The 14,852-nt window shown below is 64.9% G+C and carries 13 protein-coding genes, 1 tRNA gene and 1 pseudogene; 10 read left to right on the forward strand and 5 right to left on the reverse strand.

Going from position 1 to position 14,852, the window contains the following annotated elements:
- From V4U86_RS11155 to V4U86_RS11175, 5 genes are all read left to right on the forward strand, one after another.
- Positions 1-744 (forward strand): pseudouridine synthase, encoded by a 744-nt coding sequence (locus tag V4U86_RS11155; RefSeq protein WP_395311278.1) that lies wholly within the window; start codon positions 1-3, stop codon positions 742-744.
- The gene (gene cmk / locus V4U86_RS11160) at positions 741-1,427 is read left to right on the forward strand and encodes a (d)CMP kinase (RefSeq protein WP_395311279.1); all 687 of its coding nucleotides are present in this window, start codon (positions 741-743) and stop codon (positions 1,425-1,427) included. Before V4U86_RS11155 ends, cmk begins: the two co-directional genes overlap by 4 nt.
- Positions 1,424-2,830, forward strand: a complete 1,407-nt coding sequence (gene der / locus V4U86_RS11165; protein WP_395311280.1) for a ribosome biogenesis GTPase Der — start codon at positions 1,424-1,426, stop codon at positions 2,828-2,830. Before cmk ends, der begins: the two co-directional genes overlap by 4 nt.
- Positions 2,831-2,955: 125 nt before the next feature.
- Positions 2,956-3,723 (forward strand): sulfite exporter TauE/SafE family protein, encoded by a 768-nt coding sequence (locus V4U86_RS11170; RefSeq protein ID WP_395312008.1) that lies wholly within the window; start codon positions 2,956-2,958, stop codon positions 3,721-3,723.
- A 217-nt stretch (positions 3,724-3,940) separates the two neighbouring features.
- Positions 3,941-4,876, forward strand: a complete 936-nt coding sequence (locus V4U86_RS11175) for a sulfite exporter TauE/SafE family protein (protein ID WP_395311281.1) — start codon at positions 3,941-3,943, stop codon at positions 4,874-4,876.
- On the opposite strand, the pseudogene V4U86_RS11180 reads toward V4U86_RS11175, so the two are convergent.
- Positions 4,856-6,192: pseudogene (locus V4U86_RS11180) on the reverse strand (cryptochrome/photolyase family protein). The gene V4U86_RS11175 and the pseudogene V4U86_RS11180 overlap by 21 nt on opposite strands.
- A 102-nt stretch (positions 6,193-6,294) precedes the next feature.
- Between V4U86_RS11180 and V4U86_RS11185 the strand changes: the two are divergent.
- Positions 6,295-6,368, forward strand: a tRNA-Pro gene (locus V4U86_RS11185).
- Between the two features lie 114 nt (positions 6,369-6,482).
- Here the strand turns inward: V4U86_RS11185 and V4U86_RS11190 are convergent.
- The 3 genes from V4U86_RS11190 to V4U86_RS11200 all read right to left on the reverse strand — a co-directional run bounded on the left by V4U86_RS11190 (position 6,483) and on the right by V4U86_RS11200 (position 8,830).
- Positions 6,483-7,880 (reverse strand): tyrosine-type recombinase/integrase, encoded by a 1,398-nt coding sequence (locus V4U86_RS11190; RefSeq protein ID WP_395311282.1) that lies wholly within the window; start codon positions 7,878-7,880, stop codon positions 6,483-6,485.
- Between the two features lie 124 nt (positions 7,881-8,004).
- The gene (locus V4U86_RS11195; protein WP_395311283.1) at positions 8,005-8,187 is read right to left on the reverse strand and encodes a helix-turn-helix domain-containing protein; all 183 of its coding nucleotides are present in this window, start codon (positions 8,185-8,187) and stop codon (positions 8,005-8,007) included.
- Positions 8,188-8,575: 388 nt separating this feature from the next.
- Positions 8,576-8,830 carry a helix-turn-helix domain-containing protein gene (locus V4U86_RS11200; RefSeq protein ID WP_207356963.1) on the reverse strand — a complete coding sequence of 85 codons (255 nt, stop codon included), beginning with the start codon at positions 8,828-8,830 and terminating at the stop codon, positions 8,576-8,578.
- Positions 8,831-8,892: 62 nt separating this feature from the next.
- On the opposite strand from V4U86_RS11200, the gene V4U86_RS11205 reads away from it, so the two are divergent.
- A complete protein-coding gene (locus V4U86_RS11205) occupies positions 8,893-9,597 on the forward strand; it encodes a hypothetical protein (protein ID WP_395311284.1) in 705 nt (234 codons plus the stop codon).
- Between the two features lie 51 nt (positions 9,598-9,648).
- Here the strand turns inward: V4U86_RS11205 and V4U86_RS11210 are convergent, their stop codons facing one another.
- Complete coding sequence (locus V4U86_RS11210) at positions 9,649-9,837, reverse strand: hypothetical protein (RefSeq protein WP_395311285.1); 189 nt, start codon at positions 9,835-9,837, stop codon at positions 9,649-9,651.
- A gap of 449 nt (positions 9,838-10,286) precedes the next feature.
- Between V4U86_RS11210 and V4U86_RS11215 the strand changes: the two genes are divergently transcribed.
- From V4U86_RS11215 to V4U86_RS11225, 3 genes are all read left to right on the forward strand, one after another.
- The gene (locus V4U86_RS11215) at positions 10,287-11,648 is read left to right on the forward strand and encodes a transposase (RefSeq protein WP_395311286.1); all 1,362 of its coding nucleotides are present in this window, start codon (positions 10,287-10,289) and stop codon (positions 11,646-11,648) included.
- Positions 11,645-12,496 carry an IS21-like element helper ATPase IstB gene (gene istB, locus V4U86_RS11220; RefSeq protein WP_395311287.1) on the forward strand — a complete coding sequence of 284 codons (852 nt, stop codon included), beginning with the start codon at positions 11,645-11,647 and terminating at the stop codon, positions 12,494-12,496. Before V4U86_RS11215 ends, istB begins: the two co-directional genes overlap by 4 nt.
- 459 nt (positions 12,497-12,955) lie before the next feature.
- Positions 12,956-14,023 (forward strand): DUF4365 domain-containing protein, encoded by a 1,068-nt coding sequence (locus tag V4U86_RS11225; protein WP_395311288.1) that lies wholly within the window; start codon positions 12,956-12,958, stop codon positions 14,021-14,023.
- The last annotated feature ends 829 nt before the right edge of the window (positions 14,024-14,852 follow it).

Consider the following 14,852-nt stretch of genomic DNA (forward strand, 5'->3'; position numbering starts at 1 on the left):
ATGGTCGAGCCGGATGGAGTTCGGTTACAGAAAGTGCTGTCGCAGGCGGGAATTGCCTCCCGTCGCGTCGCAGAGCGGATGATCCTGGACGGCCGGGTCGAGGTGGACGGCATGATCGTCACCGAGCTGGGCACCCGGGTGGATCCGGACAACTCGGAGATCCGGGTGGACGGCGCCAAGGTGCTGCTCGACGACACCCTGGTCTATCTGGCGATCAACAAAGAGCGCGGTATGCACTCGACGATGTCCGACGACCGGGGCCGGCCGTGCGTCGGCGACCTGGTGGAGCACCGGGTGCGTGGCAACAAGAACCTGTTCCACGTCGGGCGACTGGATGCCGACACCGAAGGTCTGTTGATCCTGACCAACGACGGTGAACTCGCGCACCGGCTGATGCACCCGTCGTATCAGGTGCCCAAGACCTATCTGGCCACCGTCGCCGGTGCCGTGCCGCGCGGGTTGGGCAAGAAACTGCGCGCCGGAGTGGAACTCGACGACGGTCCGGTGGCCGTCGACGATTTCGCGCTGGTCGACACGCTGCCCGGCAAGTCGATGGTGAAGGTGACGCTGCACGAGGGTCGCAAGCGCATCGTGCGCCGGCTGCTGGCCTCGGTGGGCTTCCCGGTTCAGGATTTGGTGCGTACCAGCATCGGTTCGGTCGAACTCGGTGACATGCGGCCGGGCAGCATTCGGGTGCTGACCCGCAAGGAGATCGGCGAGCTGTTCCAGGCGGTGGGAATGTGAGTGCTGAGTTGACGATCGCCCTCGACGGGCCCGCCGGTACCGGAAAGTCCACGGTGTCACGCGGTTTGGCGCGCGCGCTGGGGCTGCGCTACCTGAACACCGGGGCCATGTACCGGATCGTCACGCTCGCCGTGTTGCGGGCCGGGGTGGACCTCGCCGACGAGCACCGGGTGGCCGAGGTGGCCGACGGTGTCGACCTGGCGGTCGGCTATGACCCCGACGAGGACCGCGCTTTCCTCGCCGGAGAAGACGTCTCGCAGGAGATCCGCGGTGACGAGGTCACCGGTGCGGTTTCGGCGGTTTCCGCGGTGCCCGCCGTGCGGGCCCGGTTGGTGGAGTTGCAGCGTCACCTGTCCGCCGAGGACGGCGGGGTGGTGGTCGAGGGCCGCGACATCGGCACCGTGGTGCTGCCGGACGCCGACGTGAAGATCTTCCTCACCGCTTCGGCCGAGGTGCGGGCGCAGCGGCGCAACGTGCAGAACATCGCCACCGGCATCGGCGATGCCTACGAGGCGGTGCTCGCCGACGTGAGGCGCCGTGACCATCTCGACTCCACCCGGGCAGTATCGCCGCTGCGGCCGGCCGAGGATGCGGTGATCGTGGACACCAGCGATATGAACGAGGCGGAAGTGATAGCTCATCTGCAGGAGTTGGTGCAGCAGCGGGCCGGAGTGAGCCGATGACCGAGGACGGCACCTGGTCCGACGAGAGTGACTGGGAGATCGGCTCTTTCGACGACGACGCCATCGAGGAAGAGTTCGCTCCGCCTCCGGTGCTCGCCGTCGTCGGGCGGCCCAACGTCGGCAAGTCCACGTTGGTCAACCGGATCCTGGGGCGCCGCGAGGCCGTCGTGCAGGACATTCCCGGGGTCACCCGGGACCGGGTCTCCTACGACGCGAACTATCTCGGGCGCCGGTTCGTCGTGCAGGACACCGGCGGCTGGGAACCCGACGCCAAGGGATTGCAGCAGAAGGTCGCCGAGCAGGCCACCGTGGCCATGCAGACCGCCGACGCGATCATCATGGTGGTCGATGCGGTGGTCGGGGCGACCTCGGCCGACGAGGCCGCGGCCAAACGCCTACAGCGTTCCGGTAAGCCGGTCTTCCTGGCGGCCAACAAGGTCGACACCGAGCGCGGCGAGGCCGACGCGGCGGCGCTGTGGTCGCTGGGGCTGGGGCAGCCGCACCCGATCAGCGCCATGCACGGGCGCGGTGTCGCCGACCTGCTGGACACGGTGATGGAGAAGCTGCCCGAGGCCTCCGAGGTCCGCGGCGGCACGGGCGGGCCGCGGCGCGTCGCGCTGGTCGGTAAACCGAATGTGGGCAAGAGTTCACTGCTCAACAGGCTGGCCGGCGACGAACGTTCGGTGGTGCACGACGTTGCGGGCACCACCGTGGACCCGGTGGACTCGCTGATCGAGTTGGGCGGCAAGACTTGGCGTTTCGTCGACACCGCCGGGTTGCGGCGCAAGGTCGGTCAGGCCAGCGGGCATGAGTTCTACGCCTCGGTGCGCACCCACAGTGCCATCGACGCCGCCGAGGTGGTCGTTGTGCTGATCGACGGTTCGGTGCCGCTCACCGAGCAGGACCAGCGGGTGCTGAGCATGGTGATCGAGGCCGGGCGCGCCCTCGTGCTGGCCTTCAACAAGTGGGATCTGGTCGACGAGGACCGGCGCTACGTATTGGACAAGGAGATCGACCGCGAGTTGGCGCAACTGCAGTGGGCGCCGCGGGTCAACATCTCGGCCAAGACCGGGCGTGCGGTGCAGAAGCTGGTACCGGCCCTGGAAACCTCCCTGGCGTCCTGGGACACCCGCATCCCGACCAGCCGACTGAACACGTTCTTCAAGGAGATCGTGGCCGCGACCCCGCCGCCGGTGCGCGGCGGCAAGCAGCCCCGCATCCTGTTCGCCACCCAGGCGGCCTCGCGTCCGCCGACCTTCGTGTTGTTCACCAGTGGCTTCCTGGAGGCCGGCTACCGCCGGTTCCTGGAACGCAGGCTGCGCGAGACGTTCGGCTTCGAGGGCAGCCCGATCCGGATCAATGTGCGCGTCCGGGAGAAGCGCGGGGCTCCGAAGAAGCGCTGACCCGTGTCCGCCCAAACGCACGAACGGGCGTCTTTGTGCGAGTGAAACCCACCATTTCGTCGATCTCGGTGGGTTAGGGCGGGCGCACCAGCCTGGGTAGGGTGGCCGGAGTGTCTACCCTCCACATGTTCCTGATCGCGATGGCCGGGGTGGGCGCCGGTGCCATCAACGCGGTCGTCGGCTCGGGCACCCTGATCACCTTCCCGACGCTCGTCGCGCTCGGATTCCCGCCCGTCACCGCGACCATGTCGAACGCTGTGGGGTTGGTGGCCGGCGGCGTGTCGGGCACCTGGGGGTATCGCCGCGAACTGCGCGGCCAATGGGACCGGCTGCGCTGGCAGATCCCGGCGTCACTGGTCGGCGCGGGGATCGGGGCCTGGCTGCTGCTGCACCTGCCGGAGAAGGTCTTCACCCGTGTCGTCCCGGTGCTGCTGATCGGCGCGCTGATCCTGGTGATGATCGGGCCACGGATCCAGGCCTGGGCCAAGCGCCGCGCCGAGTTGAGCGACGCGGCACCCGGACACGTGTCGTCGCGCCGGATGTTCGCCCTGGTGGTGGCGACGTTCGCGGTCGGCATCTACGGCGGCTATTTCACAGCCGCCCAGGGCATCCTGCTGATGGGCGCGATGGGTGCGCTGCTGCCCGAGTCGATGCAACGCATGAACGCCGCCAAGAACCTGCTGTCGCTGCTGGTGAACATCGTCGCCGCGGTCGCCTACACCGCGGTGGCGTTCGACCGGATCAGTTGGGTGGCGGCCGGGCTGATCGCGGTGGGCTCGCTGATCGGCGGGTTCCTCGGCGCACACTACGGCCGGCGGTTGTCGCCGAACGCGTTGCGGGCCGTGATCGTGGTGGTGGGACTCATCGGGCTGTACCGATTGTTGACTGTGTAGGCTGATCGGAGTTTTGTTCGCTCGGAAGCGAGGACGTTCGATGACTGATCGTGTGCGGGTTGCCCCGGCACCGTCAGACGCGTACGCCCTGGAGCAGTTCTGGCCGTCACGCCGACTGATGGCATTCGACGAGTGGTGTTGTTGTCCGCGTCCCTGACGCGCCTTCACCCTGTCCAATGCGGCCACCTGACGGCGGCCACCCTCCCTGAGAGCAGCCATGCGTTCGCTTCTGATCTTCATCTTCGTCGGCATCGGAGCCCAACTGGTCGACGGCGCCCTGGGTATGGCGTTCGGGGTCACGGCGACCACCTTGCTGGTGCTGTCCGGTGTGGGTGCCGCCCAGGCCAGCGCGGCGGTGCACCTCGCCGAGGTCGGCACCACCTTCGCATCGGGTCTGTCGCACTGGAAGTTCAAGAACATCGACTGGGTCCTGGTACTCAAGCTCGGCGCGCCGGGGGCGGTCGGCGCGTTCGTGGGCGCCACCCTGTTGTCCTCGCTGTCCACCGAGCATGCCGCGCCGCTGATGGCGGCGATCCTGGTGGGCATCGGAGCCTATGTGCTGCTTCGGTTCTCGCTGGGCGCTCCGTTGACCTTCGGGGCCAAGGGCACCAGCCACAGCGTGAAGTTCCTGGCGCCGCTGGGGCTGTTCGGCGGGTTCATCGACGCTTCCGGTGGCGGCGGCTGGGGGCCGGTCACCACCAGCACGCTGCTGTCCCAGGGCAAGACGGCCCCGCGGACCGTCATCGGTTCGGTCAGTGCGTCGGAGTTCCTGGTGGCCCTGTCGGCGTCGCTGGGGTTCCTGGTCGGTCTGCGCCAGGAGTTCCTGGAGAACTGGCCGGTCGTCGTCGGCCTGATGGTGGGCGGCGTCATCGCGGCGCCGCTCGCCGCCTGGCTGGTCAGCCGGATCAGCCCCGCCCTGCTCGGCACCGCCGTCGGTGGCGTCATCGTGCTCACCAACAGCCAGAAGTTGGTGCACTTCTTCGACATCCAGTGGCCGTGGTCGACGGCGATCTACACGCTGATCGTGGTCGCGTGGGTGTCGCTGGTGGTGCATGCCTGGCGGGTGTCGCGGGCACCCAAGTTCGCTCCCGAGGCGGGCGTGCCCACCGCGGTCGAGCAGCAGGATCCCGAGTCAGAATCGGTCGCGCGCTGATTCCTGTTCCAGCACCGCCTCCAGGTCGGTGAGTCGGTCCATCGAGGACACCGCCCGGCGGGTGCGCATGTTCCTGGCGAGCCGGTCGCGGTGGCGGTGGGTGAAGGCCCAGTAGCCCGCGGTGAACGGGCAGGCGTCGGCATCACCCAACGAAAGCCGTCCACGAACGCAGTGGCGAACCAGTCGGTCAACTCATCAGGGCGGTAGCCGCGCTGCAGGGCGTGGCTGCCGAGCACCATCAGCCGCTGGATGTGATGGGTCCAGCCGCGGTCCCGGACACCCGCCAGCGCGTGGTGCAGGCACTGCGCGGTGACGGCCTCGGGGTCCAGGTCGGCCCACCAGTCCGGCAGCGGTTCGCGGGCGTCGAGTTCGTTGTGCTCGGTGTAACCCGGGCCGAAATGCCAGTACAGGTGCCACATGTACTCCCGCCAGCCGAGGATCTGGCGGATGAAACCCTCGACGGCCGGCAGCGGGGCCCGATTGTCCCGGTAGGCCCGTTCGGCGGCCTCGACGGCGTCGAGCGGGTGCAGCACGCCGAGGTTGAGCGGCACCGACAGCAGTGAATGTGACATCGCCCAGTCCTGGGCCAGGATGGCGTCCTCGTAACGGCCGAACAGTGGCAGTCGGTGTTCGATGAACCGTTTGAGCGCGCGTTGCGCCTCGGCAGGGGTGACGGCGAACAGGCGCGGCCCGTCCTTCCCGACGGTGTCCAGGTTCATCCGGTCCAGGTCGTGGCGGACCCGCTCGTCGATCTCGTCCTCGCGGGGTTTGTAGGGGGCTGGGACGTCGAGGGTGGCTTGTTTCGGCGGCGGCTCGCGGTTGTCCTGGTCATAGTTCCACCGGTGGCCGACGGGCTCGTTGCCGTCCATCAGGACGTCGAAGCGCCGGCGCTGGTCGCGGTAGAAGTCCTCCATCCGGAAGTGGGTGCGCTCGCCGGCCCAGTCCCGGAAGTCGCTGCGGGGCAGCGCGAAAGTCGGGGTGGGCAGGACGTCTTCGACGAGGCCTTGCCGGCGCAGCCTGTGGACGAACTTCTCGGCCGCGTGCGAGGTGGGTTCGTACACGAGCACCGGTCGGTGGAACCGGTGCAGGGCGTCGAGGTAGGTGTCGGCCTGGATGAGGGTGGCGCGGTCGCCGAGGTCGTGGTGGGCGTGTCGGAGGGCCGAGAGCACCAGGTGCAGCTTCTGGCGGTGGTAGCGGCGTTTGGTCAACGCCGAGGTCGCCTCGACGAGCAGGATCTCGCGGTGGGCGTGCTCGCCGCCGTGGGTGGCGGGGCCGAGCTGGTCGGCGAACAGCCACAGGGGAGTGTCCTGGCTCACCGGTCGTAGGTACCCCGATAGGGGGATGGATGACGCGGTTGGGATTTGAGTGGGGGGCTGAGGTAGAGTTTCGCTCGCCTACCGGCGATCCCGGAAGGCACTCGGGCTGTGGCGCAGCTTGGTAGCGCACTTGACTGGGGGTCAAGTGGTCGCAGGTTCAAATCCTGTCAGCCCGACAGTAAGAAACCCGCTCTGACCAGTATCGGAGCGGGTTTTTTAGTTCCCGGAAAAGGGGAGATTTTGAGCCGGTGGGCCAAGAGTGTCCCAAGCCCTCGCGAGTGGGCCTAGGTCTATCCAAAGAGGGCCGCGCCAGCGGCCCGCAGGTCCTCGCGTTGGGCGTCGGAGTAAATCGACAAAGAGACCGCCGGATCATGGCCGTGCCAGGCGGCCACGACATGCACCGGCAAACCAGCGGCCAGCATCAGGCTCACGCTGGTGTTGCGAAGACCCTTGAGGTGGATGCGGCGCAGGCCGGCGCGTTCGCGTAGTCGTTGAAATTCGTCGGAGTACCACTCGTGTCGAATGGGGGAGCCATCCTCGCGTACCGCGACCAGACGGTCGTCCGACCACCGAAACCCGAAGGCTTTGGCTTCGTCTTGCTGGCACTTCTTGAGGTCTTCCAGCGCGCTCGCCAGCTCGGCGGGTAGCGGTAGTTCCCGAAGGCTACGGCGGGACTTTGGCATTCCCTCGATGGCTTCTCGGCCCACTGCCACCCGGCTCCGGCGGATCGACAACGTGTCGCCGTCCAGAGCTGACCATCGGATGCCGAGTACTTCGGAGCGGCGAAGTCCGTAGCAGCTGAGCAGCCAGCAGGCGAATAATCTGTCGTTGCGTACCGAGGCGCGGAACTTCTGGACCTCGGCGGGAGTCCAGGATTTCGAGGTACCGGTCTTGTCCTCAATGAGTTCATCGGCCGGGCGCTCTACGAGTGCGATGACATTTCGCGGTAGTGCGCCCTGGTCGACGAAGGACTGAACGACCATTCCGAAGGTGGTTAGTGTCGAGCGGACAGTTACGGGTTTGACCCCGCGCACAGACGACCCCTCTGGTCTGGCTGCTTTTATGGCGTAGACGCCTCGGCGCAGCCGGGTGATGCGACTGGCTCGGAGCAGGCCTGCCAAGCAGGTATGGACATCCTCACCCGGATAGGCAGCCGCGAGGCTTGCTGCGGAGATTCCCTCAGGGTGTCTCGCGATCTGTTCCGCGACGCGTCCCGCGAGACTGCCCGGACGGGATCGCGTTCGTGAGCTGCGCCCCTGTGTGAGCATCCAGTCGACCAGCGCGTCGCCGTCGGCCTTGGTCAACTGCTGCAGCTTCTTGCCGCCCAGGAATCGACGTACTGCGGCGAGGTCATGGGTGTAGCCCTGCAACGTCACGCTACGGATGCCTCGGCGGCCCGCCAACCATTCGTCGCACGCTTCGGCCACAGTGATAGTTGACTTCTTTGCATATTGGCCTGCGGCGACTTCTGTAGTGATGCGGCGGTATTCGCGCTTCGCCTCAGCGAGAGTTCGGTAAGTGAAGCGCCTGCGATCCCGAGTGCCGTCAGGCTTCGTGCCCACGTCTGCCCGGAATTCGTATGTGACCGAACCGTTCGTCGCCGTTCGTTTTGTGATGGGCTCCGCACGGCGTGCACGCTTGACTATTTGGGAACCGGCATCTTCGGAGACGGCGGGTTGAATGCTCACCACAAATTCTTTCTCCCGTTGAGGCCGTCCAACCAATCAGACGCGAAATGATGCCGAAGGCCGCATGCGGTGGTAGACACCAACGCGCGGCCCGCTGCGAGACGGCAGATGGCTAGGAGCCGGCTCATGCTGCGACGAATATGCGAAGCTCTGAAGTGACGATATAGATGCGGCCGCCGAGCCGACGCGACGGTAGTTCGCCTGCAGCCGCTAGCCGGTACGCAGAAGCGCGGCTGATGCCGAGCATCTTGGCCGCCTGTGGCACAGGGAGCAGCAGCGGCAGTGCGTCAAAACTATTCTTCTTCAATTCGATTCACCTCCTCACTGTCCGTCCGACTGTGTGCACGCCCCCGACCCATTCGGAGGGTGGCCGGGACCTCAGCCGATGGATGGAGCGTATGAGAGTTCCCACCGATGCGTCCACCAGGATCGCGACCTTTAGCTCGAAAAGTCATGCTAAAAAGTAGAATTCGTCGACTGTCGGCGTCGTCCGAGGACAAGTGACGACACCGGTGCAGCTTGGTCACCTCTCGACCCCGACCCGTTAGTCGTCGGCCAATATGGAGCGGCGAGGAGGATGTAGCGACACGGCCCAGCGGTGTTCGATGCCAACCGACTAGGTGGACAAGCGACGCTAACTTTGTCCGCGACCGGACTGCGCGGCGCCAATGAGGACAGCCCGGGAGGTTCGTCGGTTAGGGGTCGAGGAGTCGGCTCGCAGGCACACTGAGCGCCTCGGCAATATCGAACAGCCGCTCATAGAGCAGTCCGCGTCGGCCATGTTCTACATCGATGAGCACATTTCGTGTGACACCGGACTGCAGGGCAAGGGCTTCCTGCGTCATCCCGCGGGCGACGCGCAGGCTGCGGATAGTCTCCCCGACGGCGCGGCGGTGAGCTGCCCACGCCGAGACCCGCTGTGGATCGTTTTGGCTGGGTCGCGTTGGCACACCAACTAGTAATCGGCGCCCGAGGGTTCGAAGCTGCCCTACTAGTAGTACATTTCTCAACTGTGACCGACAGCATCGCACCGGAAGTCGACTCGGCGTCGCCGTTGGGCGTCGAAACCCTGGAGAAGCTTCGAGTGGTTCTTCTCGAGTGCGAGCTGGTGCTGATTTCGGTGGCAGATGAGATCGATATGAATTTTGAAGAGTGTCTAGCCGGCCTGACCGCAGTCCGAGGACTCGTAGGCCACACGTGGGGGGCGGCGAGCCTGCTGTTGCAGAACGCGGCGCTCCAGTCCTCGTGGTCCGCGGGTCCGTCGAGACCCAGAGCTATTTACGCCCGACATGCTGCTGCCGTGAAAGCAGGTGCTCCGCGTCGAGCTCCGGCTCAGAGTCTGATAGGGCGGTTAGAGGCTGAGCTTGAGCGGCTCCCGCATGTAGACCTGTCGCAAAACTTCTCCGGATACCGACCGGAATGCACAGGATTCGTGGCCAAGACGGGCAAACGGTGCACCAATACGGCTCTCTACCTGGGCGCAGGATCCTTTGCGCAGCATTGCTATTCGCACAGTGCGCCTTCTGAACGCGAACGTTTCCGCGACCATCAGGACCGTCAGAACCAGGCTCTTGAAGAGTCGTGGCTTGAACGGCACGAACTATTGCGGGCAATCGGACGAAGCATCATCGACGACTGGTTTCAAGGTCGAAGACTGCAGCCCCCATGGTTGGCTGAGCTGGCCGACATCGCCTTAAGCGACCGACGCAATCCCTAGCGAGCGGGAATATCGGCAGCACTTGCGAGGTCCCCGAAATCGGGCAGGCCTTCAAGTTCCGACTTCACCGATTTGGTCCTGGTCGCCCGAATCCACGCATTCCCAAGCATCTACTTCGGCCGGAGGCAGCGGCTCGTCGAAATCAACGGCAACATCGAGGTTGGGAAGTCGACCGAAGCGGCGTGCTGGCGTGGGTAGCGGACGTCCCAGCCCATCATTGTCGCCGCCCTCGCTCGCCATCTTTTTACGATAGCCAACGTCGAGGGCTCTCCGTTCACACGTTCGGGTGGGATTCACACGGTCTGGCCTTCCGCAGCCGCCCTTCGCCGTCGTCTACGGCGGTTGTGACGGCTAAACGGGGCAGGAGTGATGATGGCGCTAGCACGCTCTTGTTGCGACTAGTGGATATCAACGGTTATCCACGAGCGCGTTTCCCGAAGTGGTTGCCCGGCACACGTGAGTGCCGGCTCGCATGGCACCACGACGCGGGCTTCCGAACACACGCGGCCGTCGTTGAGACGAGGGCGGTGTTGGATGGACTTACTGATACGTTGACGGCGCTCGCTGAAATTCCTCACTGACGCTCATCGAAATTCCCCGCCCGTGTGGCTCCGCCGAGAAGGGCGGGCCTCCCTCGAAGCTGCTGGTGTCTGACGCCAGTAGCTCCATCGAAGGAGGCCCGCTTTCTCATGCTCACATGGGAGGACGACTTGGAAGTACACGCCCTACGCAAACGCGGGTGGACGATCGCGGCGATCGCCCGCCACACCGGCCGGGACCGCAAGACGGTCCGCAAGTACCTGGCCGGTGACGGCACGCCGGGTGTGCGTGCCCGGCCGGGACCGGACCCGTTCGAGCCGTTCGTCGACTACGTGGTCGCCCGGCTGACCGAGGACCCGCACCTGTGGGCCCGAACCCTGCACGACGAACTCGAGCAGTTGGGTTTCGGGCTGTCGTATCAGAGCCTGACCCGCAACCTGCGCGACCGCAAGCTGCGCCCGGTGTGCGAAGCGTGCCGCACCGCGACGCAGCGTCCGAACGCGGTCATCGAGCATGCGCCGGGTGATGAAACCCAATGGGACTGGCTGGAATTGCCCGATCCGCCCGAATCCTGGGGATGGGGCAGGACCGCTCATCTTCTGGTCGGGTCGCTGGCGCACTCGGGCTTGTGGCGCGGTGCTCTGGCACGGTCGGAGGATCAACCGCATCTGGTGCTGTGCCTGGACCGGATCACCCGCGCCCTGGGCGGGCTGACCCGAGTCTGGCGGTTCGACCGGATGGCCACGGTGTGCGATCCCGGCAGCGGCCGGGTGACCGCGTCGTTCGCCGGGGTGGCCAAGCACTACGGGGTATCGGTGGCGATCTGCCCGCCGCGGCGCGGCAACCGCAAGGGCGTGGTGGAGAAGATCAATCACACCGCCGCGCAACGCTGGTGGCGCACCCTGGCCGACGACGTCACCGTCGAGCAGGCTCAACTGAGTCTGGATCGCTTCGCGAGCGTGCGCGGTGACACCCGGCTACGGGCCACCGCCGACGGCCGCTCCACGGTCGCGGTGCTGGCCCAGTCCGAGCCGCTGCAACCGGTGCCCGCGCAGGCCTACCCGGTCATCGTGGCCGAGACCCGCACCGCGTCGCGCCAGGCGCTGGTGTCCTACCGCGGCAACCGCTACTCGGTGCCACCGGAGCTCGCCGCCAGCCAGGTCGTCGTCTCGCATCCGGTCGGGGGTGAGTTCTGCGACGTCGCCACCACGAGCGGGATCGTGATCGCGCGGCATCGGATGGCCGCCGACGGGCTCGGGGTGATGGTCCGCGACAGCGGTCACGTCATCGCCCTGGAGGCGGCGGCGATGGCGACGGCCACCACCGGGCGCCCGCACCGCCGCAAGGAACGCATCCCACCCGGCGTCGCCGCCAAAGCTGCTGCCGCCCAACTGCTTCAACGGAACGGTGACGCTACTCCACTAGCTGAAAGCTCCATTTCATCAACCGATTCCACTGTCATCGACCTGTCCGCCTACGAGCGGGCCGCCCAACGAAGGACCCTTCAGTGACCCCCACCCCACGCACGACGAAGACCACCACGAACGTCGACGAGACGCCGTCGGCATCGGCTAGCAGATACCAACAACTACGCTCGCATCTGGCCGAGCTCAAACTGCACGCCTGCGCCGAAGCCCTGCCCGCGGTGCTCGACGAAGCCAGCGCCGAGGGGCTCTCGCTGACCGCAGCGCTCGAGCGGCTGCTGGCCGTGGAAGTCGAGGCCAGCACCGCCCGCCGCCTCGCCGGCCGGTTGCGATTCGCCTGCATACCCACCCCGGCCACGCTGGACGATTTCGACGTCGACGCCGCCGCCGGAATCGACCGCAAGCTCATCGACGAACTGGGCACCTGTCGCTATCTGGAGTCGGCGACCAACATCCTGCTGATCGGCCCGCCCGGCACGGGAAAGACTCACCTCTCGGTGGGATTGGCAAGAGCTGCAGCACATGCCGGATACCGGACCTACTTCACCACCGCCGCCGATCTGGCCGCTCGGTGCCACCGCGCCGCGATCGAAGGTCGGTGGGCTACCACCATGCGGTTCTTCGCCGGCCCCACCCTGCTGGTGATCGACGAACTCGGCTACCTGCCGCTGCCCGCCGAGGCCGCGTCAGCGCTGTTTCAGGTTGTCTCCCAACGATATTTGAAGACCAGCATCGTCATCACAACGAATCGCGGCGTCGGTGCGTGGGGTGACATCCTCGGTGACACCACAGTGGCCGCCGCGATGCTCGACCGCCTGCTGCACCGATCCGTGGTCATCAACCTCGACGGCCAGTCCTACCGTCTGCGCGATCACCACGACGCCGCCGAGACTCTGCGTCGCACCACCACCGGCACCCGACAACCACTACACTGACGGCTGCTCACAGGTGGGGAATCTCAACGAGCGCACCTGGGGACTTTCGATGAGCGCAGTCAACGTCCGAGGATCCACTTGATACAGCAGACGACGAGGGAAACGAGGACTCCCCATCGGCATGCCCACAAACTAATCTCCAGCGCGGGGCGTCAGCTTGTACTCGACCCAACAGCCCAGCGATTTGCACGATTTCGACGACGCTTGGCCGTGACACGGTGGCCACTCACCGCTCATCCGAGGGTTTCAGACTGGCATCTCGCGTGACAATCAGATGCAACCCTCGTCATAGGGGTTCGGCGTCGGCTTAGGTCGCAATGGTTCGACAGTCAACGCCATTGGCGAACTGGCGTTCGGCTAAGCGGCAAGCTCCGCATCGGAGGCGTGTCGAATTGATCCCGCACTTGCTCAAGTCTGCTAGTACCCATCTCGGCGAAGTTCGAAAGTCATACTTGTCGCATGTGCGAACAAGAGTCGGGCGGGGAGGAGTCTCTGCCTGTGAGTCCCCGTCACCGTAAACGGCAGCACGCCAATCACATAGCGGGCAAAAAAGCCGTTGACCTTTCTGAGCAAAAACTACCCGAATATTGGGTCGTGCGCGCGTTGAATCCTGACTACGGTCTCGATCTTCACATAGAGGTATTCGATAGGCTCCCCGACAATTCTGGAAGCGCAGACACCCTTGGGGAGCATTTCTATGCACAGGTTAAGGGCGTGCATGGGTTAAAGCCAATCAAAAAAGAGGTCGCCGCGCGCAAAAACGTAGCTAAGTACGAGTACACCCCCGATGAAGAGCGCAAGTCCACCATCGATGTGTTCTCATTCAAGATCGGTGTCGACGAATTACTTACCGTTGAAGCGATGGGAGCGGCAGTGCCGGCGGTGCTTTTTGTTGCCGACCTCGACCAAGGCACCGTATATTTCCTCTGCTTGAATGATTATATTTCGAAGGTTCTTCTGCCAGCCAATCCCACTTACGCGGAACAGCGAACGGTGAGCGTTCATGTACCAACGTGGAATGTCCTTGATCATACGGACGAAAGCTTCGCGTACTTCTGGCTGCTCGCGCGGCGAGGCAAGTTCTATGCAGCATTCAATCAGTTTACGTATCAGCAACATGAAATGGCGAGGACAGTCGCTGAGCACTCCGCTTCGTACTGTTTCAAAGACACTGGGCGAGCGGCGATCTCACCAGAGGTCACCGCCATGTTGAAGGTCTTTCTTCGTGCCAACCTATCTCTCGATGTTTGGTCGATTCACGGACCAGGTTATTGGGGACCCATGACAAGTTTGCAAAAAGAGTACCTTTGGTTGCGCGATCAATTACCGACCGTAGAGCGCCCAACGGAACTAAGGCTTGTCGATGAGTTCGTGGAGAGGATGGAGCGCACGATGTGGCGTGCAGTTAACCTAGGGCGAATTTATGAAGAAGTAGTCCGTGAGTGGCGATTGCCAACGAGTTTGGCGGCCTCGTTGGACTATTACCCCAACAGCAAGTACGGACCCGCCTGGCCGACCGACGGGTAGCGCAGTTGTACGGCCATTGCTATCCAGATCTCGACTGGATCTGGCCTCGTTAAGCTCCACGTTCATGCCATGTTCCCGACGCGGGCGGGCCGTATGAGCCTGACGATGGATCGGTTAGTGGACGTGACTCGAACTAGGCACGCGTAGCGTGAGACATTGCCTGATAGACGATTTGAGCGACTCATTTGGCTCACGGGCTCCGCCAAGTGGTTGTAGCGCGTCGTGGGTGGCCCGCCGATCGAACGGGGGGAGGGTGCTCGTTGGGAGGCGTCACCGAGGTCACCTTGACTGAAGTTCCGCCGAAGTCCCGCGCGCTGCACGGCCGCGCATGTGCGGCAGGCTCGACTGCACGTCCCTAACGGGCCCGTTCTAGAAAATGACACGAATTTGGGACGCACGTCGTTCACAACGATGACGTGGGCAGGTTCGAAGGTTTGGCCCGCCAACGCGGCTGCCCTCTTGATCGATCTGACTCGTGACGAGTCACCATGGATTACGGAAATTGGTTCATTGACTCGGAGTGGCCAGCGAATCGCGACGGGTTGGCACAAGCTCCGCAATATCCGGCGCTCCGCCTTGGACCGGCCGATAACCGTCGATGAGTTGCTGGATTCGCTGCAACCGCGACAACGCGAGGCAGTCAAGTCACGTTTGCGGCATGGGGGTGTTTTACCGGCTGGCACCGCTCGTGGCGTTGCTGAGGTCATCGAGACAACATCCCCAGTCGCTGGCCGCGACCTAAGGCAACTCATGGGGTAGGAGGCGCCGGTTCGACTTACAGGTCGTGGTCTACAGGCGGCCGCACAGGAGGCGGATGCGGTGCGGCTGG

This window comes from Mycobacterium sp. AMU20-3851, from assembly GCF_043974665.1.
GTDB lineage: Bacteria > Actinomycetota > Actinomycetes > Mycobacteriales > Mycobacteriaceae > Mycobacterium.